Genomic DNA, 24,704 nt, shown 5'->3' with positions numbered 1-24,704 from the left:
GTGAACACCGATCTAGGCGATCGCTATCCTGTTCTTACAATATCTATTGAGAGCAGAAATTTTCTTTACTTGGTGTTCTGGTGGTAGCCTGCGACAAGCCCTCCGGGTTCGCAGTCGCCTGCGGAGGGAAACCCTCCCCCAGCGCTGTCTCACTACTGCGCCTCTACGTTCCTGAAAAAGCCTATGCAACCTACTAATCCTAACCAATTTACAGAAAAAGCCTGGGAAGCGATCGCCCATACCCCAGATATTGTTAAACAATATCAACAACAGCAAATTGAAAGTGAACATCTGATGAAAGCGCTGCTAGAACAAGATGGTCTAGCAACTGGGATTCTCACAAAGGCAGGTGTTAACCTTCAAAAACTGCGCGATCGCACTGAACAATTTTTTCAACGTCAGCCGAAAGTATCCGGTACTAGCAGTTCTGTGTACTTGGGACGCAGCTTGGATACACTTCTAGATCGGGCAGATGCGTATCGCAAAGAGTTTCAAGATGAATATATTTCAATTGAACACTTATTGCTGGCTTACGCTAAAGATGACCGCTTTGGCAAAGGTTTATTCCAAGAATTCGGTTTAGACGAAAGCAAACTAAAAGATATTATTAAACAAGTTCGGGGGAACCAAAAAGTGACCGACCAAAATCCAGAAGGCAAATACGAAGCACTGGAAAAATACGGGCGTGACCTTACAGAAGCCGCGCGTAAAGGTCAACTCGATCCAGTGATTGGGCGGGATGATGAGATTCGTCGGACTGTGCAAATTCTCTCTCGCCGCACTAAGAATAACCCTGTGCTAATTGGTGAACCGGGTGTTGGTAAAACTGCGATCGCCGAAGGATTAGCACAGCGCATTATTGCAGGTGATGTACCCCAGTCCCTCAAAGACTGCAAGCTGATTTCTTTAGATATGGGTGCTTTGATTGCAGGGGCAAAATTCCGGGGTGAATTTGAAGAACGTTTGAAAGCAGTATTAAAAGAAGTTACTGAATCTACCGGCAAGATTATTTTATTTATTGATGAAATTCATACCGTTGTCGGCGCTGGTGCAACTCAAGGCGCGATGGATGCTAGTAACTTATTAAAACCAATGTTGGCGCGGGGCGAATTGCGCTGTATTGGGGCGACAACCCTAGATGAATACCGCAAACATATCGAAAAAGATGCCGCACTAGAAAGACGCTTCCAGCAAGTTTATGTGGATCAGCCCAGTGTAGAAGATAGTATTTCGATTTTGCGGGGGTTGAGAGAACGTTATGAAAACCACCACGGGGTAAAGATTTCTGATAGTGCTTTAGTTGCAGCAGCCGTATTGTCGAGTCGATATATTAGCGATCGCTTCTTACCAGATAAAGCCATTGACTTGGTAGATGAAGCCGCCGCTAGATTAAAAATGGAGATTACCTCCAAACCAGAAGAACTCGACGAAATTGATCGCAAGATTCTGCAATTGGAAATGGAGAAGCTATCGCTGCAAAAAGAAAGCGATGCAGCTTCTCGTGAACGTCTAGAAAGACTAGAAAAAGAAATTGCTGATCTCAAAGAAGAACAAAGAACCCTGAATACTCAATGGCAATCAGAAAAAGATATCATTGACAAAATTCAGTCCGTTAAAAAAGAGATTGAACGGGTCAACTTAGAGATTCAGCAAGCAGAACGCGACTACGATCTTAACCGCGCTGCGGAGTTGAAATACGGCAATTTAACCAGTTTGCATCGCCAATTGGAAGCAGTAGAAGCTGAATTGGCAAACGCCCAAAGAAGTGGTAAATCACTCTTGCGGGAAGAAGTCACAGAAGCTGATATTGCTGAAATTATTTCTAAATGGACAGGAATTCCCATCAGCAAGTTGGTGGAATCAGAGAAAGAAAAACTGCTGCATTTAGAAGATGAACTACACCGTCGGGTAATTGGACAAGAAGAAGCAGTCACAGCGGTAGCAGATGCAATTCAGCGATCGCGCGCTGGACTAGCTGATCCTAATCGTCCTATCGCTAGCTTTGTTTTCCTTGGGCCTACGGGTGTGGGTAAAACTGAGTTGGCGAAAGCGCTGGCGGCGTATATGTTCGATAGCGAAGATGCGCTGGTGCGAATCGATATGTCTGAGTATATGGAGAAACACGCCGTCTCTCGGTTAATCGGTGCGCCTCCAGGATACGTGGGTTACGAAGAAGGCGGACAACTTACAGAAGCGATTCGCCGCCGTCCTTACTCAGTGATTCTCTTCGATGAAATCGAGAAAGCACACCCGGATGTATTTAACATATTCTTGCAAATCCTCGATGATGGTCGCGTTACTGATGCCCAAGGTCATAAGGTGGACTTTAAGAACGCTATTATCATCATGACCAGCAACATCGGTTCGCAGTACATTCTTGATGTCGCTGGGGATAACGCCCACTACGACGAAATGCGCCGTCGAGTAATGGAGGCGATGCGAAATAGCTTCCGTCCAGAATTCCTAAACCGAATTGACGAAATTATCATCTTCCACGGTTTAGATAAGAAGGAATTGCGGCAAATTGTGCTATTGCAAGTGGAAAGATTGCGGCAAAGATTGGGCGATCGCAAAATATCCCTGAAACTCTCGGATATTGCACTTGACTTTTTAGCAGAAGTAGGGTATGACCCAGTATATGGGGCGCGTCCACTGAAGCGGGCGATTCAGCGGGAGTTAGAAACCCAAATTGCTAAATCCATCTTGCGCGGCGAATTCAACGACGGCAACACCATCTTTGTAGATGTGCAAAATGAAAGGTTGTCGTTTAGCCGTTTACCAGTCGAAGTATTTACTGGATAATTACACCTCACAAATCACACACAAAAACCCGCTTTCTGAAAGAGATCGGGTTTTTGAATTATCTAGGAGGAAAATGAGAATCCTTAATTATATTCATAAAACGAATTGGGAATTAGAAAAACTCTTTCCCAGTCCTCAGTCAATTTTACGAGGTGATAACTAATGATTAGCATAATTACACCAGTTTATAACGGTGAGAAATTTATAGAATCCTGCCTTCAAGTTGTCATTAACCAAAATTTTGCGGAAGTTGAGCATATCATTATCGATGGCGGCTCAACCGATAAAACAATAGATATCCTTGAACATTATGCCAATCAATATTCCCACATCCGCCGGATTTCTGAAAAAGATCAGGGACAATCAGATGCGATGAATAAAGGAATTACTATGGCACAAGGACTGATTATAGGCATTTTAAACGTTGATGATTTCTATGAACCAAACGTTATTAGCCGCATCTGGGAACTCTTTAAAACTCTACCAGAACCTAGCTTGATTGTTGGCAATTGTAATATGTGGGATCATCGAGAGAAGTTAATTCAACTAAATAATAAATCGTAGAGGCACAGCATACATTGGTGTCAACTTAAGTTTTAGCGACTAGAAGTCGCGGCTATATCAACTAAGTCCGCCTGCTCGGACTTAGCCAAAATTCAGGTAGTGGCTGAATTTTTTACTGACTCTTACAAAGCACTTGTCGCATTTTACGCATATTTGCAGGCAACTCTAAGTTCATTGCTTGTTGAATGAAAATTGATGGAATTGGAATAAGGGGTGTAGCTTGCACAGTATAAGCAAGTATTGTGCCATTACCGCAATCTTTGAGTTCTAAATTGGCGTTAAAGTCCTCAAAAGTCCCTTTTACCATGCGAAATTGGATTTGCTGCCCCAGCACTTCCATGACGTTGAGGTAAATTTCAACTTGAGCGGTGAAAAAGAAAAAGGCTTTTTGTGCTGCTTGATACAGATGCTTAACTTCACCTCTGTATATCACTTCGCTTTTAGTAATATCAGGAAAAAATTGCACCCACCGGGGATAATCAGTTAATTGCTGCCAGACTTGCGATCGCACCATCGGCAAATACATCCAGGCTGTCACAGCGCCACCCCACGCCTTGTGCGATCGCGTTTCTACTAAAATTTCACCCTCTACCAGCAACCTTTGCTTGTCTTGACTCCAAGCCATATCTGAACCTGCAATAATTGAGTCTGATATATAAGACGCAGACATAATGATTTTAGTTACTCCTCAACTCATCCACCTAACGGAGTTGAATTACAAGCCATAAAACTTGATTTAGATCCAACCCACTAATTTTTATTTCCAGTGTAATGCCTATCTTTTCTGGAAACGGTGATTTTTTGGTAATTATTTCAGACACTTTATTGTAAAAACTGTATTTTTTCTCACAATTAACACAATTAATACTTAAATAAGTTTTATCAGAGCAATATTTGTAGATGAAAAACTGAGTTGTTAACAGCTAGAATGGCACAAACATGACCTAATATCAAGCACCTTACTCCAACGTCTGAATAGCATCTATCGATTTTTAGGTATTATTTCTGATGAAACTGCAACTTCGTTGTAACTTCATATAGGACTCATATTTGATTTTTGAAATACACGTAGGGTGTGTTAGACGAGAGTCCGGCACCGTCCGAAGGCTTTGGTGCGTTAGGACGGAGTTCGTAACCCACCCTACATATACTTAGATTTTTGAAAAAATCAAATCGGATTACTATATCTTATTGTCAATATCAAGTGTAATGTCTGTTGAGTTGAGAGGAAAAGTAGGTGAATCAATCTTCTTTAAATCGTAGATTAATCCAGATTTTTGGTATCCTTCTCGGCATTAGCGTAGCCGTCTGGGTACTGAGAGGCTTTGGTATTCTCACTTTTATTCCAGGTGGAATTATTTGGCTATTGCTACTAGGGGCGATCGCAATCGGGATTATCAGTTACGCCCAAAGGAGATGGTGGCGTTTTTAATCTGATTTATTTTGAGGATAGCTGAGATTATCTCGGAAATTTCCCCTAAAGGTACACGCCTTTATTTGATGATTTTCATGCCGTAGTCTCGTTTAAGAATTGTAGCGTGCCTATTTTGACTCACTGCCAAAAGTATTTAATAGTGAAGCAATGCCAAGAATTTAGTAGGGGAAACGAAGATGGCAAAGTATATATGTACTGTTTGCGCTTATGAATATGATCCAGAAGTAGGCGATCCAGATAGCGACATAGCACCGGGAACAGTCTTTGAAAATATACCAGATGATTGGGTATGTCCAGTTTGCGGTGCTACAAAAGACCAATTTGAACTAGTTGAAGAGTGAAGATAAGGGCTAGCCTAGAAAGTAGGTGCTATAGAGACATTTTTGAAATTGTTACCGTTACAAATTGTAGTTATTGGGGGTGGGGCAGCAGGATTTTTTGGCGCGATCACTTGTGCTAAAGCCAATCCTGATGCCCAAGTTACTTTACTCGAAGCCAGTCGCCAACCCCTAGCGAAAGTGCTAATTTCTGGTGGCGGACGCTGCAACGTTACTCACGCTTGCTTTGATCCTGAAGAGTTAGTCCAAAATTACCCCAGAGGTGCAAAAGCCTTGCGGGGTGCTTTGACTCGTTTTGGCCCTCAAGATACAGTAGCTTGGTTTGCTGCTGGTGGAGTCTATCTAAAAACTGAAGCTGATGGCCGGATGTTTCCTGTCACCAATACTTCAGAAACCATTGTGGAATGTCTAATTAAAGCGGTGGCGACATCTGGGGTCAAACTCCGTATCAGTACACACGTAACTTCAGTGAGAACCTCAGCAGATGGGGGGTTTGATATTTTTCTGAAGTCGGGAGATCCGATTAAATGCGATCGCCTACTTCTTGCGACCGGTAGTAGCCTTGTGGGTTATAAAATTGTTCGAGAGTTAGGTCATCAAATTGAACCGCCAGTACCCTCGTTATTTACCCTCAACATTCTCGATCAAAAGCTGAGGGAATTAGCTGGAGTTAGCGTTAACCCTGCTCAATTGCGGTTATCTGCGGGCGGAAAATCGCAATTACAACAAACTGGGCCATTGCTAATTACCCACTGGGGTTTGAGTGGCCCCGCAGTTCTGAAGCTTTCTGCTTGGGGTGCGAGAGTTCTGCACGAAAGCCACTATCAAGCCACGTTATTGATTAATTGGCTGCCCCTTTTGCAACAAGAACAAGTGCGAGAAAAAGTTTTAGCAGTTAAGGATGAATGGGGAAAGAAAGCGATCGCATTACATCGCGGCGTTGACCTACCCCATCGTCTCTGGCAATATATCATTGCCCGTGCAGGCATTACCACAGAAGACCGTTGGGCAGAAATATCTAGCAAAACATTAAATCAACTGGTGCAAGAACTCACTCAGGGACAATACTTAATCAACGGTAAAGGAGCCTTCAAAGAAGAATTTGTTACCTGTGGCGGCGTCAAGCTTAAAGAAGTCAACTTCAAAACGATGGAAAGTAGGTTAGTTCCTGGTCTTTATTTTGCCGGAGAAATCTTAGATATTGATGGCGTCACCGGTGGGTTTAACTTTCAAAGTGCTTGGACAACTGGGTATTTAGCAGGGATAGGAATGGCGACTAGCGACTAGTCCCGCTATAGGGCAATACGCTTGTGTTAAGGCTTGATCCTCCCTAACCCTCCTTAAAAAGGAGGAATTAGAGCAAGCCTTTTTAAGCTACGTGTACACACACAATAATAAATATTTGCAAAAGCATGATAGGTATAGAAGCGATCGCACTGATAATAAAACATGACTGACTGGTTATCGGTTCTATCAGCGAGAGTTATGGAAATTCCCTGAAAGGTAGTACCGAAAGCGTATAAATAAAGCTTATTTCAGGAGGCAGAACATGAACGCTGAATTACCGCTCATCATCGAATGTCGCTGTAATGATATGGACTATCGCAAGGATAATCCCAATTTTCCATACACCCCACAAGAGATTATTAGGGAAGCGGTGCGTGCTTGGGAAGCGGGAGCCTCTATTTTTCACTGGCACGCGCGTGAACCAAACAGTGGTAAGTGGGTTAACGATGTCGAACTCTATCTTGAGGTGATTCAGGGAATTCGAGAAAAAACGGATTTGATTGTCGATCCTACCCTTGGCTACGTAGCAACACAAGGAAGTATAGAGGAACGTGTCGGACACGTTTTGGCAGCAAAAGCCGAGCCAGCACTGGGAGTGGACATGGTTCCTCTAGAATTTGGCTCTTTTAACGTAGACTTTTGGAACCCGAAAGCAAAGCAATTTGAGACATACGACCAAGTTTATAGTAATTCCCGCGCTCATCTTCAGGAGCAACTAAAGATACTAAACCAACACAGTATTTTTGTGAGTTGCGCTTGCTGGGATATAGGGCAAATTCGCACGGCACGGTGTTTTCAAGAAATGGGACTCCTGTCACGGAATACATTTTGGGAGTTTGTCTTCACCGGGGAAATTATGCCGACTGGCATTTTACCAACACTCCCTAACTTGCAGGCGGCATTAGATTCTATACCCTCTGGTGAACCTTGGCTAGTGATGTGTTGGAATGGAGATGTCATGCCTTTGGCATCCTGGGCAATTACACTAGGAGGACATGTTGGCATTGGACTTGGTGATTACCCTTATACTCGCTTTGGTAAGCCGCACAACGGTGAGTTAGTCGAAATGGTTGTGAAGATGGCGCGGATACTAGGTCGGGAAGTAGCAACGCCAGCACAGGCGCGAGAAATTTTGAAGATCAAAGCACGTTCTGAACTTAGTATTTCAAAAGTGGAAGTTACAGTATAAAAAGGTGCAAATTCGCTCAATGAAGAGTGCTGAGTTCCGAGTTCCCAGTGCTGAGTTAAAAGACCGCCCACAAGGGGCGGGGTATCAACCAACTCAGGAATACAAAGATTCCCCCACGCCACTTGCTCCTCTTGGCTACAAGCCAAGAGGAGCAAGTGGCTCCACAAGGGGCGGGGCTTTTACCATAGGGCAAAATTACTGAGTACTCTTCTTACTCAGCACTCAGCACTGAGTATGGTAAAGTACTCCAACCTTAAGCGAAGTTAGGAACGGTTCGATCATCTCACCAAGGCGCCAGTTCACCGCTACGCGTCTACAAAATTACTGGATTGGCTCATAAAGAGGGAAAATTATTTTGCCATTGTAGATCAATTTTGAACACACCTAACAATGAAATTCAGCGAAATCCTCCGCCAATTGGGTGAAGCGGCCACCAATCATAGCCTGACTAGTAACCCAGACCATGACCCAGAAATTACAGGGGTAGCAGCCATTGATGAAGCTACCAACGGTACTATTAGCTACGTAGAAGGGGCAAAATTTGGGTCTTTTGTTGGCAAGACCAATGCTAGTGCTTTAATTTTGCCCCAGGACGAAAAATTACAGGTACTTGCCCAAGAGAGAGATATTGTCTGGATAGCGACCTCAGATCCGCGACTGTTGTTTGCCAAAGCTATCGCACTTTTTTACCAACCATATCGCCCCGTCCCAGAAATTCATCCCACCGCTGTGATTCACTCCACCGCAAAAGTTGGTAGCGATGTTTATATTGGCCCCCATGCTGTGATTCAACAAGGGGTAGAAATTGGCAATGGCGCAATCATTCATCCGAATGTAGTGATTTATCCAGATGCCAAAATAGGCGATCGCACCACCTTACACGCCAATTGCACCATCCATGAACGCACCCGCATTGGTGCAGATTGCGTCATTCACAGCGGTGCTGTCATCGGTGCAGAAGGCTTTGGTTTTGTTCCTACCCGGACTGGTTGGTTTAAAATGGAACAATCCGGCTATACAGTCTTAGAAGATGGCGTGGAAGTTGGCTGCAACAGTGGCATTGACCGCCCATCTGTTGGAGAAACACGGGTAGGTCGTAATACAGTAATTGATAGTTTAGTGCAAATAGGTCACGGTTGCAAAATTGGTTCTGGCTGTGCGATCGCAGGTCAGGTTGGCATGGCGGGAGGTGTTCAACTGGGAAATCGCGTTATTTTAGCTGGACAAACAGGAATAGTCAATCAAGTGAAGATGGGAGATGGATCAATGACATCTGCTCAAACTGGAATTCACAATGATGTTGCACCAGGAGAAATTGTCTGCGGAACTCCAGCCCTTCCTTACAAACTATATCTCAAGGTATGTGCTGTTTATGGTCGCCTGCCAGATATGTATCAATCGCTAAAACAATTGCAACGTAAATTCAAAAATAGCAATGATTAACTTCATCTAAATCTCCATTCCTCCCACCACCAATCTGAGTGTGCGATTCGTTGGTTAGAAACCAGAGCCTATAAAGGCAACGGGGGATTAACCGCAAGGTAATTACCTTGACAACTGAATGACCATGTAGGTGCAAAACCTACCCTGCAAGTGCAGCAGTGAAAGCACATCCCCCAGGTTTGCGACTAGTCATCAACACCTGAAGCGGGGATGAAAGGTGGCTCTACTGGAAGCCTAAAATCTGGTACCCATCAAGCAAAGTATCTATGAGCAAAGCTTCGGCTTGAAGATGTGTCTGAACCATCGTGACGGTGAACCAGCTAAATAAGGCTGATAGGCTGGAGCCAAAAGGCAAAGGATAAGGAATAGGCAATTACTCAGTTGACCTATAAAGCACTTCCAATAAACCCGGTGGATAGCATCGCTCTAAAGATACATAGTATGGACGTTCGGAACGAAGTAACCTTTCGTATGCTCTCAGGTGGTCGAATACCTGAGTAGGTGCTAACCGTATGCAGCGAGTAGGGGAGATTAAGTCAAAAGCGAATGTCTGGGGTAATGCCCAGAATATGCAGACAGACTTACGGTGATTTGGATGATAAAGTCTCAAGTAGTGAGTATAAATGTCTAATACACAGCCTCAAAAACTGATGGTGGAATGGCACTTTATTAACTGGCGCAAGCTAGAGCGTAGCGTGTATAAGCTCCAAAAGAGAATTTATCAAGCCTCTGCCCGTGGTGATGTGAAAGCATATCGCAGACTCCAAAAGACGCTGATGAAGTCATGGTCAGCAAGAGCTTTAGCGGTTCGTAGAGTTACCCAGGATAACCAGGGGAAAAAGACGGCTGGTGTAGATGGCGTTAAATCGCTGACTCCGAATCTTCGTCTAGAACTTACTGGAAATTTAAAACTGGGTACAAAGGTCAGCCCAACCAGACGAGTATGGATTCCCAAGCCTGGAACGGAAGAGAAGCGACCTTTGGGTATACCTACAATGAAAGACCGAGCCTTGCAAGCACTTGTCAAACTGGCATTAGAGCCAGAATGGGAAGCGCGATTTGAACCTAACTCATACGGGTTCAGACCCGGACGCTCATGCCAAGATGCAATAGGGGCAATATTTACAGCCATCGGACAAAAGCCAAAATACGTGCTAGATGCCGATATTGCTAAGTGCTTCGACCGTATCAACCAGGAAACATTGCTCAGAAAACTAAATACATTCCCCACCATCTGCCGACAAGTTCGTGCGTGGTTAAAAGCGGGAGTGATTGACGGAAAACAGTTGTTTCCAACATCTGAGGGTACGCCACAAGGCGGAGTCATTTCTCCGCTATTAGCAAATATCGCCCTCCACGGGATGGAAGAACGGATTAAAGAATTTGCCAAAACCTTGGATATCAAAGTATCTAAAGGAAATGGACAGATAAGCTGGCAAAAAAAATGTAGTAGCCTTAGCCTAATCCGTTATGCCGACGACTTCGTGATTCTACATGAAGATATAACCGTTGTCCATAGATGCCGAGAGATAATCTCGGAATGGTTAAAAGGCATGAGTTTAGAATTAAAACCTAGTAAAACGAGACTTGCTCATACCTTAGAACAGTATGAACAAGAAAAACCAGGATTCGATTTCCTTGGTTTTACCATACGACAATTTCCAACAGGAAAGTATCACTCGAAACAGGGTTTTAAGACAATCATCACACCAAGCAATACTAAACAAAAGGTACATTACGACCAAATTGCAAGTATTATAAAAGCCCACCAATCAACAACTCAAGAGACACTAATTATCCACTTGAACCCCATTATCCGGGGATGGGCAAATTACTATGCGACGGTAGTAAGTAAAGAAATTTACTCAGAAATTGATAACCTGACGTACCAGAAACTTAGAGCTTGGTCAAAACGCCGTCACCCTGGAAAAAATGGGAAATGGATATCAAACAAATATTGGTCATCCATTGGCGATGATAACTGGGTTTTCGCAACCAAGAAGGAAGGTAAAATATCTCTTCGGTTAGAAAAACATGGCGAAACTCCAATAGTACGTCATGTAAAAGTTAAAAGCGAATCGTCACCATACGACGGAAACCTAGTTTACTGGAGTTCAAGAATGGGTAATAACCCAGAAATGCCAAGTAGGGTTTCAAAACTCCTGAAAAAGCAAAAAGGGAAATGTACCCACTACGGTTTGTTTTTCCGTGAAAATGATGTGATGGAAGTTGACCATAGAATTCCAAAATCGCAAGGTGGAAAGGATTCCTATGATAATTGGCAACTTCTTCATAGACATTGCCATGATACAAAGACTGCCAATAATGGAAGTCCTGGCAACAAATCTGGCTGTAATAGTGCCAAGCCTAAACCCACCAAAAGACTCGAAAGAGTCGAGGATAAATGGGTAATGAGGTATGCATGACAAGCACCAACTCATTGAGGAGCCGTGTGAAAGGAAACTTTCATGCACGGTTTTGAAGACCAACGGGGTTGGTGACAACTCCGTTGAGTTTAATACAGATGTGGTGGGGGTCTTTTGGAGGTTTGGATGAATTTGATTTCAGTGTGGCAAATACATTCCCAACCGGGAAAATTACCGATCGCTAATTACTAAAAGCCTTAGATAGTAAATGTAATTCCAGGAGTGATAGCACTCAAACTGACTTGTTTCAGAACCGATAGTAGACTGCTGCCAATAGTTTTCAGGAGGCAGAAGGGAAGAGAGTTTTAGCCTAGTCTATCTTTCTTTAACGTGAGTTCGATGAACCCCTCGCTCCCAACCTTGAACGAAAGTTCAACTCTTTCCCTCTCCGACTCGGAGAGAGACGATTTTACGTAGTAAAACCAGGGAGAGGTTTTTTATTTAGAAGTTCCTTAACATACTTGACAAAAGTACAGTTCCATAAGATGCACTCATGTCGCCGTTGTCTGCGATCGCCTATAGCCATATACAATACGTAAGTAAGACAAATGACGTGATAAGCTGTCGCGCGTGTAACTTGCACTTTTTATGGTCTGGAACCCTTGTTGCAACGAGAACACTCTCGAAAATTAAAGACGCGACAGCTTAACAAGGTTTCCAGACATGAATTCTGAAAATTAAAGAAAAAAATAATTACTAATTGCCTAAAAATTCCGGTTTTTTTGGCTTTGTGATGATAAATAAAAATAATAGCGTTGAATGTCATGCTTCATTCTGCGAAGGATTACTGAAATTCTTCGCTGCTTTCAGGATGACTACTGAACATTAAACAACATCTGCCGCCAATCAGTTTTTTGCTAAAGATACAGCTACATCAAAAGGCTCTACCACAAAACTTGCTCTAGATGTATCTAAGTAACTATGCTGATCAAGTGTAAAGATGTCACGGTATCTGAGAGCAGATTTTAAAGCAATTGTAAAGGACTTGGTGCCATTTTGGCAGGTTTTTATCGGAAAGATGGGATATTAGTAGATTGTACAAATCTTTATTGTTATTCCCTATCTACCGGCAACTGCTAAGTACAAGCAAATACCGACACAGATAAGTTTAAGTAATTTAATGAAGTAGGAAATAATACATGGTATTATCACTGTCTTCTCATAACGTTATCCAGTATCTGCAAGAAGCGGGGCTGTGTAGCTCAGAAGATGACGCATCAGATAAATCTGAGTTGCCAGGAAATAGTAAGAACAATTTCGATTTACTAGTGACTCTAGCAGATAATCGGAAACTGCTCATTAAACAAGAACGTAACGTTAACAACAATGACGCAGCGCCCCATGAATTGTTTCAGGAGTGGCTATTTCATCAGTTGCTCCAGCAGTTTCCAGTTTTAGGCAATATCTCCGCGATCGCACCATTGGTAGTCCATTTTGACGAAGAAAATTCTATCCTTGTCCGCAACTACTTAAGTGAATATCGGGAGCTTGCGACATTGTACCACAACAATGATATTTTTCCACAAGAAATTGCCACTGCGATCGGCACTACTTTGGCGGGACTCCATCGCGCAACCTATAACCGCCGAGAATATAGAGATTTTATGGCAACTGCTCCTCAAGGAGAGTTTCGCTATGGCTTTTACAATCCGGCGCAAGGGGTAGAGTCAATTGGGCCGGAGATTTTTGGGAATGTTCCCACGGATGCGCTAAAATTCTATCTACTCTACCAGCAATCGGAGAGTTTGGAATCTGCGATCGCAGATTTGGCATATAACTGGAATCCTTGCTGCTTAACTCACAATGACCTCAAATTGAACAACATTTTGGTTCATTCCAGGTGGGAGAAACTAGATAATTGCTTAGTACGACTAATTGATTGGGAAGCTTGTTCTTGGGGAGATCCAGCTTTTGATTTAGGAACTTTGCTGGCAAGCTATTTAGGAATTTGGCTCAATAGCCTGGTAGTAGATCCCACCATTGAATTAGAAGAATCTCTACATCTAGCGTTGACACCATTAGAGAGTTTACAACCTTCAATTATTGCCCTAATTAGGGCTTATCTAAATGCTTTCCCCTTGATTTTGGAATACCGCAGTGATTTTATTTTGCGCGTTATCCAGTTTGCGGGGCTGGCACTTATTCATCAAATTCAGGATATGATTACCTGCCGAAAATCCTTTAATAATGCTGACATCTGTATGCTGCAAGTGGCTAAAAATTTACTCACGATGCCGCAGCAAGCTGTGCTGACTATTTTCGGTATATCAGAGTCAGAAATCCTGAATCCTGTAGCAAAAATCCATAAACTTCCTCAGCCTGTAAAGGAGCCGCAGCTACTTCGGATTTATTACGAAAAAACTCGGCTTCGTGGTTGTTAATGGCAGGGAGCAGAACAATTTAAAAGCCAGATTTTAACTTCAATTAGACATTTTGAATTGTTCTGCATATTCCCCGATCATAATTTTCCGAGGATTTTTGCCCTAGAAGGGTTTCATAATTTTTAATTTTAAAGTTTGAGTTCTAAATGGATTAATGCTAAATTACTCTATCAATCAACCGCTAACTTCTCTATTCGATATTGCTAAGAATATCCAGATTGAGTCCAATTTTTGTATTTATCATCCCAATTATCAACCCTTTACTCTGCCGACTAAAGTAGCCGACAGATTTCAGCACAATTCTGTAGATTTACAACAGAAGTATCTCACTCTATTGCTGCGAAACTTTCTTTATGGGATCTATTACAATGGCTCTCTACAAAGTACTTTAGTAGTCAATACTGATAGTACTAATCGCCCGCCAAAGCAGAATTTAGCAGATAATTCCATCTTAGAAATTGATTGGAACTTTTACGAGCAATTACACGCCAGTAATCACGGCATAGGTTACTTTGACCCTCGATGGCAGGTGTTACGGAAAGAACCTGATGGGACTATGGCGGTGACTAAAGGCGGTTTAACACTTTATGTTGAGCCAGACTGCCATCTAGAATTCAGTAAGAAATCTACCAAAGTGGGTGACATGGTAGCAATCTGGATGCCCAAAAATCGATTGCAAAATGGCTGTTACTTGGCAGTTAGTAATGTCGGACAAGAACAGCAAAGCAACCCCGATGCTGATTTGGGAGCAGGGCGAATTTACTTTAACTTTACGGCATCTGGTGCGATCGCTCTCATGGAAAGCCTGACACTGCAATTGAATGCAGCCTCGATTCCCTTTAGTTTTCAGGTTCTTCACAATCCCCGTGCATACGGACGGTATGATTCGGGGCTACTCTACTTTGAACTTCACGACTATCCAGCAATCCGCACAATCCTTCAGGCTATTTATCCAGAAAATCAATCCCATTTCCAGCCCGAAATTCCCTTGTTTACAAAATTTTTAGCCCCAGGGTTAGGTTTAGCCGAAGAACCAACCCAAAAATTTGCAGCACAAGAAAGTTTTGGAATGAACCGTTGCCAAATTGTCGCTAATGCTTTATTGGAAGCTTGGCAAAAAGGTAAGAATGCGATGGAGGAACGGATGAGGGTTATTGACCAACACTTTACGCGACACCTAATAGATTTACAGCGTCCTTATCTTAATCCCAGTTCGGAGGATATATATAAGCCGTTAAATTAATGGGGATTGGGGATTGGGTACTAGAAGACTGATTCAGCAGACCTCTTGAATAATTATTTTATGGTAAGTTAAAAAACATCTAATTTGCATAACCTAATTAAACATAAGTCTTGTGGGGTGGGTAACATGAGCGCCCAGAATATGCAATTTAAATGTGGAACAACTTAGTATTAAGGGTTTCATAAAAAATGCATATCAAAATCTATACGGAGAGCCTATGTTACCTCATCGGTATGTCTGATTGAGATAGAAAGCATATTTTTAAAACCTATTATCGTACCATGAATTATTTTTGCAAGAGGTCTAGTATTTAGGGTCATGACAAAAAATTCGGGTTTCTTTTAGGCGCAAAAAAGAAATTGTGCTTTAAATGACCTAAAAATCTGGTTTTCCAATCTCACGTTTTATTACTGAATCGGTGTTCTAGGGACTAAGGAGAATAACAATCCCCAATCCCCAATCCCCAATTCAAAATTCCACAATTACTGGCGTATGGTCGCTAGGTTGGGTTACTTTTCTGGGTGCGACATCAATGATGCAACTTGTAGCACGCTCATACAGGGTAGGTGTGAGATAGTGATGGTCAATCCGCCAACCTAAGTTGCGACGGAAGGCAGCGGTACGATAATCCCACCAGCTATAATTTCCGCCTTCTGTGGTGAATTTGCGAAAAGCATCGGCAAATCCCAGTTCCAGAATATCCCGTAAGGCTTGGCGCTCTGTTGCTGTTGCCATAATGTGATTTTCTGTACTCACTTGCTCGTGAATATCTTTATCTTCTAGGGCGATGTTGAAGTCACCGCACACACAAATTGCAGTTTGTGACAGCACCAACAATCGCAAATACTCGCGTAGCGCTGTCAACCAGCGCAATTTATATTCATATTTTTCAGTTCCTACCGCTGCACCATTAGGAACATATAAGTTAACAATCCGAACACCATCAATTACACCTGTAATCACCCGCTTTTGCTCATCCCATTCGTGGTGTAAATCTGGCAAAATCGCCCTAAACCCGCTACTTACGTCTAGAAGTGGCTGGCGGCTAATCAGGGCTACGCCGTTATAAGATTTTTGTCCTGATACATAAAGGTTATAGCCTAACTGCTCAAAAGGCGATCGCGGAAACTCGGCATCCACAACTTTGGTTTCTTGCAAACAAAGAACATCAACAGGATTGTTAGTTAACCAATCAGTAACCTGTTCGAGGCGAGTGCGAATTGAGTTAACGTTCCAAGTAGCGATTTTCATTAGTTAATTATCAGAATTTTTGCAAATTACTAATTACAAATTAGGTAATTTTTGTACAATTACTTAATACTTATAATTTCTGTGCCATTTCCCAATTTCGTTTAAACGAAGCATTAATGATTTGATCCCATTGAAGATTTTAGTATTGTCAGCTACAAAATATTCAATTTTGTAAGTTCTGATACAAAATATTCTACTTCATTATGATCCCCAAGACAGATGCAATAAGTAATAGACTAGCTATAGGTTAGAAATATAGCTCAGGGTTGACTTTTGCCGATAGTCCGTTAGATTTGTCGGGAGAAAATTCGCGGTACGGTTTAACCGTTATTGCGCTTTTGGTAGCCTGTTAGGTTAATTTAAATGTCAAAAGAGTAAGTACAAATCCTCTTTCCTCATAATATAGTGATGTAACTCATTATAATATTGAGGACAATTTTCCAGACTGAACCAAAACAACTTATGAAAATCGCTCAAGTCGCCCCCTTATGGGAAAGGGTTCCACCTCCTAATTATGGAGGAATAGAACTGGTAGTGAGTCGCTTGACTGATGAACTTGTTCGTCGCGGTCATAAGGTAACTTTATTTGCCTCTGGCGATTCTCAGACTTTGGCTCATTTAGAAGCAGTTTATCCGCAGGCATTGCGCTTAGACCCAAATGTCAAAGAGTATGCAGTGTACGAAATGCTAGAACTTAGCCAAGTTTACCAAAGTGCTGCCCAATTCGATATTATCCATTCTCATGTAGGGATTTCGGCATTACCTTTAGCGAGTTTGATAACAGCAACTTCTACAGTGCACACCCTGCACGGTAATTTTACAAACGACAACCGTCACGCATTTAACTACCACCAAAAGCAACCATACGTCAGCATTAGTAACTCGCAGCGTCAAATCGATCTCAATTATATTGGCACGGTTTATAACGGAATTGAGCTAGGAGATTACCCATTCGTAGCCCAACCGTCAGAACCTCAATATTTGGCATTTTTAGGTCGTTTTTCACCAGAGAAAGGACCACAACATGCGATCGCTATTGCTAAACAGAGTGGTTGGCGCTTGAAGATGGCAGGAAAGGTTGATTTAGCAGACTCTAAGTTTTTTGAACAAGAGATTGCCCCCCACATTGATGGTCAGCAAATCGAATATCTAGGCGAAATTAACCACGCCGAAAAGGCTGAACTTCTGGGCAATGCTGCCATAACTCTTTTCCCCATTAACTGGCAAGAACCTTTTGGCTTAGTAATGACTGAATCAATGGCAACTGGTACACCAGTGATTGCCATGAATTTCGGCTCCGTACCTGAAGTGATTGCTCACGGTAAAACAGGTTTTATCTGCAAAAGCTATGCAGAAATGACGGCAATGATTCCACTAGCTTTGGAACTGAATCGTCAAACCTGTCGAAAACATGTAGAAAACAACTTTAGTGTTAACCAAATGGTTAACGGATATGAAGCTGTTTACGGACAAATTATTAAAGACCGCATAGAATCGAATGGCCGCATTCATGCAGCTAACATCCAGTTTTAATCAACTGCTTTTTTATCCAGCTTAAACAATAATTTTTTCAAGGAGGACATTGGTATGAGTACGAGAGCCAACACCTGTCCATGCTGCGGTGGTTCCCTCCTGCGTCATGCCCGTCATGGTGAACTATATTGGTTTTGCCTGTCGTGCCGGCAAGAAGTACCGCTATTAACTGCTACTCGCTTGCCTAATGTGGAAACGCGGAATACCGGAGTGGTTCCTCAGCCAGCGGTGAATTCCTAGTGTTACGGCATTTTAGATTAATAAAAGCCTACTAAAAATCAATACTTGATTTGTTTAGACCTATCAATTAGCTCCAACTGATAAAATCGGATGGAGCTAATTGATAGGTTTAAAGCTTTGTTAGCAGCGTTACTTTATGGTCAAGAAGATTTACGCTTAGAGCAAGTTCCTGACCCCACTCCGGCGGCTGGCGAAGTTGTGATCCAAGTGGGGGTAGCAACAACTTGTGGTACAGATTTGAAAGTCTGGCGGCGTGGTGGTCATGCCAAAATGCTGATACCGCCGACGCTGTTTGGTCATGAAGGTGCTGGGCGAATTGTTGCCTTGGGTACAGGGGTTACAAATTGGCAAGTAGGCGATCGCATTGTCGCTAATAATTCCGCCCCCTGCATGAAGTGCTTTTTTTGTCAACGTCAAAAGTATTCATTATGTCCGAATCTGACCTGGAATAATGGAACTTTTGCCGAATACTTGAAAATTCCCGCACCGATAGTACAGCATAATTTGTTGCAGATTCCCGATGAGTTGCCGTGGGAATTGGCAGCGATGACGGAACCCTTAGCTTGTGTATTGCATGGTGTAGCTCGTTCTAATATCAAAGCCAAAGATCAAGTAGTCGTCTTAGGAGATGGGGCGATCGGGCTGATGTTTGTGGCGGCGTTGAGTGGGAAAGCTGAGGTGTTGCTGTGGGGAGGTAATAACCACAGGCTAGAAATTGGTCAGAAATTGGGTGCAGCCCAGACTTTTAATTATCATCAAATCTCGGATATTCCCAGTGTGGTGAAAGAACTCACCCAAGGATGGGGTGCAGATGTGGTGATTGAAGCAATTGGTGTACCAAGTGTTTGGGAAACTGCGATCGCCTGCGCCCGTCCTGGTGCAACAGTCAACTTATTCGGTGGATGTCCACGGGATACCAGCATTACCGTCAATACAGAGCAGCTACACTACAGCGAACTTACTATCAAAGGCGTTTTTCATAATACACCAGAGTATGTGCGGGAGGCGCTGGCACTGATCGCTAGTCGCAAAATTCCCTTTGAGTTACTTATTAGTGAACAGCGGCCATTAAAAGATTTAGAACAGGTGTTTTGTGAGATGAAAGCGCGTCAGGTAATTAAGGTAGCGATGATTCCTTAGTTTTTTGCAGAATACAGTAGATGCTCTGAGTCTAGCCAAACAATAGCGCATTGACTTGAATTCAGATGAGGGGGGAGGGTCAATACGCTTGGGTTGAACGAACGCGAACAGCGTCCCGTAGGGAAGTGAAACCCAATAAACCCTCGAAAATGTTGGGTTTCGTTCCTCAACCCAACCTACGCAGGTTAAGATTTTTGACGCTAACCCAAGCGTATTGGGGTGAGGATAGGGGAGTGCGAGAAACCAATGCAATGCCCAATACTTCTCTACGAGAGGCTGCGCCAACGGCTTACCTCGGCTCCGCTCGGCACAAGTTGCTCAGTACAAGTGCCCCATGCCCAATATCCAATGCCCCATGCCCAATGCCCAATACCCAATACCCTAAACTTAAAGACGATTAGTATCTTTTGTAACTAACTTCCAACCTTCAGCTTGGTCAATTAGCTTCATTGACTCTAGTTCGAGATTGTTGAAAGCAGATGCCTGAAGCAGGAAATAGGGTTGGCCGTTGTAGTGCCAATAATATTCCAGTTCGCCAACAGAAGCGGGAATGATGGTGCGATCGCTATAAAAATCCAACGAGGGACGATGGTAGGGAAAAGATGTGTAAATCTTCTTCGTAGCTGGATTTGCCCGCACGATCATGGCGGCGACTGGTTTAACTGGATAGGCTTCAGATAATTCCCAAACCCAGTAGTTAGATTTCATTAACAGCAGCAGCGAAATATAACTTCCCCAAAACAAAATCTTTAGAAATTGCCCGTCGCCTCGTTCTGCCAAAATAGCTGCTAAGGTCATAGTTAAAGCTACTGCTGCAAAAATCAGTTGTAAGTCTGTTTTTGGTGTACCCCAACTGAAATAAATGCTACCAGCAGAAGCGACTATAGCAAGTATCGCCAAACCAGCAACCCAAGCACGGGGATAGGATGAGAGTAAAGGCGAATTTTCCGTCTCTGATAACTGGATACCAAAAGCTAAGGCTAAACTAGGGTAAATCGGGAATAAATACCAGGGAACTTTGGTAATCATGAAAGAAATTACCACTAGATAAACACCACTCCACGCCATTACTAGTTTTGCCCAACTAAGGTTGCGATTTTCCCAGGTTAAGCGGACAGTTTGCGGTAAGAATAATAACCACGGCCATGTGTACTTGAGAAGTTCAATAACATAGTACCAAGGTGGTTCAGAATTCCCCTCTACAAATGAGCCAATTCGGCCTAGTGATGGGTTTACAATGCCAATTTGGGCGAAAGTGTAACCATAGTGAATTAGTTGGGCACCATACCAACCAGCTACAGGCAGAATGCCAATGAAGATTGCTATCCACAGATAGTAACAGGTGAGCAGTCGTGGCGTATCCCAAAACAGAAATGCGATCGCGATCGCACCTAGTAATACACCTAACAGTCCTTGAGTTAGGCAAATCAACCCAAAACTAATACCAACACCAAGGCAATAACGTAAATCCCGGCGCGATCGCAACACGCACAACATCATCACCATCAAAAAACTTACCATCGCCCCATCCAACATTGCCAACCGCCCATGACGCACCACAGGTAGCATTGTTAGATAAATCAAGGCGCTATAAATCGCAGCCCAACGTTGGCGAAATATCTCTCTAGCAATGCAATACAGTAAAGGTACAGATGTCGCTGTTAAAATTGCTCCAGGCAAGCGCGTTGTCAACTCATTTTCGCCTCCTAGAGAATAAGCCCAAGCAATTAGCAAATGCATCAAAGGCGGCTTGTTATAGTATGGTTCGCCTCCTAGCGTTGGGTAAAGCCAACGCATTGAACCTGCTGGGGCGTGCCAAATTTCACGAGCAACCTGTGCTACAGTCCCTTCATCCCAATCTCGCAGCGGCAATCCTCCCAGATTGATGCTAAACAGTAACACTGCTGCCAACAGCAATACTATTAGCCATACCCAATCAATCCATTTGCCAACCGTGCGATGCTGTTTTTCTAGATGACTCCAAATAAAGCTTCCTTCTTGCATATTCTCTGGTAATCATTTTACTTGCTGGTTTGATTACATAGAGACCAAAGCGAATCTCCAATGTTGCCACCCAGTAGCAACGTATATTCTTAACAATTGCTAGTTTCCAAGATTAGCTCAATTTTCTTTAATTAGCGCTATTTTTTGAAAAATTTATCTTCGTTAGTTAAAGAACATTTAAGCCGGAAAATGATAAAAATAATACAGGTAATCAATTATTTATTACCTGTTGAGTAGTCCGTAAATGAACTTGTATTTTATTTTGAATGTTACGCTTAGTTTAAATTTTATCTCCTTAGTTTTATCGGGCTAAATTCTGAAAAATATGAAATAATTGCTACAGGCTTTTAATATCATGCTGAACACTTAAAGGAATTAGTTGTAATTTTTTTGGATAGTAATTACCAAGATTTTTTCAATCTTTCGTTTTGTTCCCATCCCGCCTTAGAATAAATTCAGAGGCGAATAACTTGCATTCCTCTCAAGAGGACTATAATATTTTAAGCTTACAAAAAAATTTACGATTCTTATAGAGATGATTGTTGATTAAAATTATTCAAAATTAGCAAGTTTTGGCATTTTAAATTTAATGAAGCGATTGTTTAATTAAAATATCTGTATTATACAATTTTGTAAAAGCATCTTTTAGAATAATAAACAGCTATAAAATGGGAGCCTGTCAATGAACTTACCTGTAGTTGTGGATATTACTATCGGCTTAGTTTTTATTTACTTAATTTTGAGCCTGCTAGCTTCTGAAATTCAGGAGTTGATTGCTACATGTTTACAATGGAGAGCTAAACATTTAAAAAACTCAATTGAATTACTTTTAGCAGGCGGTAGCGAAACTGAAGAATCAGATATTACTAAGGCAAAAAAATTGGTAGAGACACTTTATAACGATCCTTTGATTAATACCTTGAATCAACAAGGTAAGGAAAAAGTAGAAAGGCAGTTTCGGGAAATTATTAAAAGCATTGACAAAAAAGGACTAGGGAAAAAACAAAGCGGCCCTTCCTATCTTCCTTCTGAAACATTTGCCATTACTTTATTAGATATCTTAAGAATTCCCCATCTGATTAATTATGTGAAACATCCTAGTAAGGAATTTAAAACTAATTTGCATATGATATTAGCATCTTACAAAGAACTTAAAACAGGTATTAATGATCAAAATAGTGAAAGTTATAAAACGATTCAAAAAATTTATGGAGATATTGACCAGAAATTGATAGACTTTGTTAATGATGAGTTAACTAATGAAGTACCCGATAATTTAATCAAGAGTCTTGCTGTGATTGCTCAACGTGGTAGGATAAAGATTGGCGACCTCACAGAAGAAATGAATCAGTTTAAAAATGAGGTCGAAACATGGTTTGATCGCTCTATGGATCGAGCCAGTGGTGTTTATAAACGCAATGCCAAAGGAGTTGCAATTTTAATTGGAATATCAATTGCCATATCAACCAATACTGATACATTTCACCTCGTTAAAAGACTGTCGCAAGATTCTGTTATCCGATCTACTATTACTCAAAGTGCAATTAAAGGAAGCGATTATATCAAAGATCCAGAAGCCAGAAGAGAAATCGAGAAATTATTAGAAAATGCTTCTGTACCCATTGGATGGCAAAACATCAATCAGCAATTTGAGCTATTAGATACTAAAGACTCGAATAGTCGAAACGTCTTATTAATCAGAAGTTGGCAGGGTTTTAAATTAATTTGCGGTTGGATAGTGAGTGGTTTAGCTATTGCTATGGGTGCGCCTTTTTGGTTTGATATCCTCAATAAAGTTATCAATGTGCGGAATGCAGGGCCAAAACCTGTTGCGTATACTAGGGATCAACAGTCTCAGAAATAGTCAATTTAAGCCAGGGTGAATGGAATTCGCGGCTATACAGACAAAACCCACCTCCGTGGGTTTCAAATTCCTGGAGTATATTTGCAAAGCTGAGATGCTCCTGTTTCTAACCGCCTCTTTAACTTAAAAAATAAAAATAACTTGTAGTTTTAGTTCTTTATTCTGAAGAGTAATCTCAATTTGCCTGATGAATTCTCGAAAGTAAAATCGTCGCTCTGTTTCGGATAAATCTAACCAAAATTGTGGTATGGAAACAGCTTGAGCAACAGAACGCAAGTTAACTGGGGGAAGAGTCGCCAACTTTGCTTCGAGTGCAGAAAGTTCTGTGCGGAGTTTGTAAGCCCTTAACTTTGCTGTTTGGACATCTAAAATTCCAGTTTCAATTAAAGCGGGTAACTGAGCAAGTATTTCTTGCTGACGAGCGATCGCTTGCCCTAAACTATTCTTGACTGCATCCAACTGAGGAAAATTCATCCCCGCTACAGCTAAGGGTAACTCACGGCAAACGGTTTCAATTGTATGTTCTAAAACTTCTTGGTAGGGAATAGCCTTACACTTGGGGCGTTGAGGACAGCTAGTAGAACGTAAATAAAGATACTCCTTATCTTGATTGCGTTGGGTGACACGAGTAACTGTCATGTGTGATTGACACTCAGCACAGACAACCAACCCGGCTAAAGAACGCCTAGCACTAGCAGTTCGGGATGGTAAACGGCTGTTACGCCGTAAAAGTCGGTCAACTTGGGCTGCTTCTTCCTTAGAAATTATCGGAATATGGGTATTGGAGATAATTTCACCATTTTGGTAAGCTGTATTACCGCGATAAACTGGATTAGTTAGCCAGCGTCTTCCTGTGGTGACAGAGATTTTTTTGGCGTATTTTTTCGCCAAGTAACGAACTGAACCCCGCAGAGAACCATAGAGTAAAAAGTCTTCAAAAAAATCTTTGACTACTGGTGAAGTACTGCGGTCAATGGTATATTTTCCCTTACCTCTGCGATAGCCGTAGGGAACTTTGCCAGGTGGCGGTGTAACATTGAGACGATTACGGGCGTGTCCTTCACGGATGCGACGACTACGTTGTTGACGTTGGATTGCGTGTAGCAAATTCAGCAAGTCAGCGCCCAGAGGGTAATTTTCGGAAGTGTAGGGCTGTTCTGTGGCGATTATCGCTACTCCCATTGCTTCGAGTTGATGCAAGCGATCGCTAATTTCCTCTACAGTATCCCCTAATTCTTCCAACCGACGAATCAGGAGATAATCTGCTGGTTCAGTTTGGCAATCGGCAAATAATTGTTGTAATTGCGATCGCGTAGCGTGTCCAAAGGACTCTCGCGTAGCCTGTCCAGAAGACTCTTGCTTGCCCAAATCTTCATAAACCCGATCCACCTCCCATCCCCAATCGGCTTGATCGGGAGAAGATTCTAATAGCGGATTGGTGTAAGAGTAGGCAATTATTTTCATTGGTCATTTGTCATTTGTCATTTGTCATTGGTCATTTGGCAGAGGAAAATAATAACTTCTAACTCCTAACTCCCCACTCCCCACTCCCCACTCCCCACTC

19 protein-coding genes are annotated in these 24,704 nt (G+C 42.3%); 15 read left to right on the top strand and 4 right to left on the bottom strand.

Annotated features, from left to right (window positions below):
* The first annotated feature begins 183 nt into the window (after positions 1-183).
* Both clpB and V7K30_RS08390 read left to right on the top strand, forming a co-directional pair.
* Positions 184-2,802 carry an ATP-dependent chaperone ClpB gene (gene clpB / locus V7K30_RS08395; protein ID WP_334998642.1) on the top strand — a complete coding sequence of 873 codons (2,619 nt, stop codon included), beginning with the start codon at positions 184-186 and terminating at the stop codon, positions 2,800-2,802.
* Positions 2,803-2,964: 162 nt separating this feature from the next.
* Positions 2,965-3,366 carry a glycosyltransferase gene (locus V7K30_RS08390; protein WP_334998641.1) on the top strand — a complete coding sequence of 134 codons (402 nt, stop codon included), beginning with the start codon at positions 2,965-2,967 and terminating at the stop codon, positions 3,364-3,366.
* 112 nt (positions 3,367-3,478) lie between these two features.
* Here V7K30_RS08390 and V7K30_RS08385 read toward each other — a convergent pair whose 3' ends face one another.
* Positions 3,479-4,036 (bottom strand): SRPBCC family protein, encoded by a 558-nt coding sequence (locus V7K30_RS08385; protein WP_334998640.1) that lies wholly within the window; start codon positions 4,034-4,036, stop codon positions 3,479-3,481.
* A gap of 567 nt (positions 4,037-4,603) precedes the next feature.
* Here V7K30_RS08385 and V7K30_RS08380 point away from each other — a divergent pair.
* The 9 genes from V7K30_RS08380 (at position 4,604) to V7K30_RS08340 (ending at position 15,108) form a co-directional block, all read left to right on the top strand.
* Complete coding sequence (locus V7K30_RS08380) at positions 4,604-4,798, top strand: hypothetical protein (RefSeq protein ID WP_334998639.1); 195 nt, start codon at positions 4,604-4,606, stop codon at positions 4,796-4,798.
* Positions 4,799-4,977: 179 nt separating this feature from the next.
* Positions 4,978-5,142 (top strand): rubredoxin, encoded by a 165-nt coding sequence (gene rd, locus V7K30_RS08375; protein ID WP_334998638.1) that lies wholly within the window; start codon positions 4,978-4,980, stop codon positions 5,140-5,142.
* A 48-nt stretch (positions 5,143-5,190) separates the two neighbouring features.
* On the top strand, positions 5,191-6,426 hold the full coding sequence (locus V7K30_RS08370; RefSeq protein WP_334998716.1) for an NAD(P)/FAD-dependent oxidoreductase: 1,236 nt from the start codon (positions 5,191-5,193) through the stop codon (positions 6,424-6,426).
* A 262-nt stretch (positions 6,427-6,688) separates the two neighbouring features.
* Positions 6,689-7,615: a 3-keto-5-aminohexanoate cleavage protein gene (locus V7K30_RS08365; protein WP_334998637.1), complete on the top strand. Its 927-nt coding sequence runs from the start codon at positions 6,689-6,691 to the stop codon at positions 7,613-7,615.
* 19 nt (positions 7,616-7,634) lie between these two features.
* Positions 7,635-7,817: a hypothetical protein gene (locus V7K30_RS08360; protein ID WP_334998636.1), complete on the top strand. Its 183-nt coding sequence runs from the start codon at positions 7,635-7,637 to the stop codon at positions 7,815-7,817.
* A gap of 188 nt (positions 7,818-8,005) precedes the next feature.
* Positions 8,006-9,058 (top strand): UDP-3-O-(3-hydroxymyristoyl)glucosamine N-acyltransferase, encoded by a 1,053-nt coding sequence (gene lpxD / locus V7K30_RS08355; RefSeq protein WP_334998635.1) that lies wholly within the window; start codon positions 8,006-8,008, stop codon positions 9,056-9,058.
* A 623-nt stretch (positions 9,059-9,681) separates the two neighbouring features.
* A complete protein-coding gene (ltrA, locus tag V7K30_RS08350) occupies positions 9,682-11,484 on the top strand; it encodes a group II intron reverse transcriptase/maturase (RefSeq protein ID WP_334998634.1) in 1,803 nt (600 codons plus the stop codon).
* Between the two features lie 1,139 nt (positions 11,485-12,623).
* Positions 12,624-13,865, top strand: coding sequence for a phosphotransferase family protein (locus V7K30_RS08345; RefSeq protein WP_334998633.1), 1,242 nt, complete (start codon positions 12,624-12,626; stop codon positions 13,863-13,865).
* 154 nt (positions 13,866-14,019) lie between these two features.
* Positions 14,020-15,108 carry a T3SS effector HopA1 family protein gene (locus V7K30_RS08340; RefSeq protein WP_334998632.1) on the top strand — a complete coding sequence of 363 codons (1,089 nt, stop codon included), beginning with the start codon at positions 14,020-14,022 and terminating at the stop codon, positions 15,106-15,108.
* A 468-nt stretch (positions 15,109-15,576) separates the two neighbouring features.
* Here the strand turns inward: V7K30_RS08340 and xth are convergent, their stop codons facing one another.
* Positions 15,577-16,359 carry an exodeoxyribonuclease III gene (gene xth, locus V7K30_RS08335; protein ID WP_334998631.1) on the bottom strand — a complete coding sequence of 261 codons (783 nt, stop codon included), beginning with the start codon at positions 16,357-16,359 and terminating at the stop codon, positions 15,577-15,579.
* A gap of 462 nt (positions 16,360-16,821) precedes the next feature.
* On the opposite strand from xth, the gene V7K30_RS08330 reads away from it, so the two are divergent.
* The 3 genes from V7K30_RS08330 (at position 16,822) to V7K30_RS08320 (ending at position 19,272) form a co-directional block, all read left to right on the top strand.
* On the top strand, positions 16,822-17,892 hold the full coding sequence (locus tag V7K30_RS08330; protein WP_334998630.1) for a glycosyltransferase family 4 protein: 1,071 nt from the start codon (positions 16,822-16,824) through the stop codon (positions 17,890-17,892).
* 54 nt (positions 17,893-17,946) lie between these two features.
* Positions 17,947-18,132: a hypothetical protein gene (locus tag V7K30_RS08325; RefSeq protein ID WP_118166720.1), complete on the top strand. Its 186-nt coding sequence runs from the start codon at positions 17,947-17,949 to the stop codon at positions 18,130-18,132.
* Between the two features lie 117 nt (positions 18,133-18,249).
* Positions 18,250-19,272 carry a zinc-dependent alcohol dehydrogenase gene (locus V7K30_RS08320; RefSeq protein ID WP_334998715.1) on the top strand — a complete coding sequence of 341 codons (1,023 nt, stop codon included), beginning with the start codon at positions 18,250-18,252 and terminating at the stop codon, positions 19,270-19,272.
* A 387-nt stretch (positions 19,273-19,659) separates the two neighbouring features.
* Here the strand turns inward: V7K30_RS08320 and V7K30_RS08315 are convergent, their stop codons facing one another.
* On the bottom strand, positions 19,660-21,276 hold the full coding sequence (locus V7K30_RS08315) for an ArnT family glycosyltransferase (protein ID WP_334998629.1): 1,617 nt from the start codon (positions 21,274-21,276) through the stop codon (positions 19,660-19,662).
* Positions 21,277-21,958: 682 nt separating this feature from the next.
* Here V7K30_RS08315 and V7K30_RS08310 point away from each other — a divergent pair.
* Positions 21,959-23,140 carry a hypothetical protein gene (locus V7K30_RS08310; protein WP_334998628.1) on the top strand — a complete coding sequence of 394 codons (1,182 nt, stop codon included), beginning with the start codon at positions 21,959-21,961 and terminating at the stop codon, positions 23,138-23,140.
* Between the two features lie 123 nt (positions 23,141-23,263).
* Here the strand turns inward: V7K30_RS08310 and V7K30_RS08305 are convergent, their stop codons facing one another.
* A complete protein-coding gene (locus V7K30_RS08305; RefSeq protein ID WP_334998627.1) occupies positions 23,264-24,604 on the bottom strand; it encodes a recombinase family protein in 1,341 nt (446 codons plus the stop codon).
* Between the last annotated feature and the right edge of the window lie 100 nt (positions 24,605-24,704).

The sequence above is a fragment of the Nostoc sp. genome (genome assembly GCF_036917655.1).
Classification (GTDB): Bacteria; Cyanobacteriota; Cyanobacteriia; order Cyanobacteriales; family Nostocaceae; genus Nostoc.
Note: the sequence above shows the minus strand (reverse complement) of the source record. Positions and strands in the feature narration are given on the sequence as shown.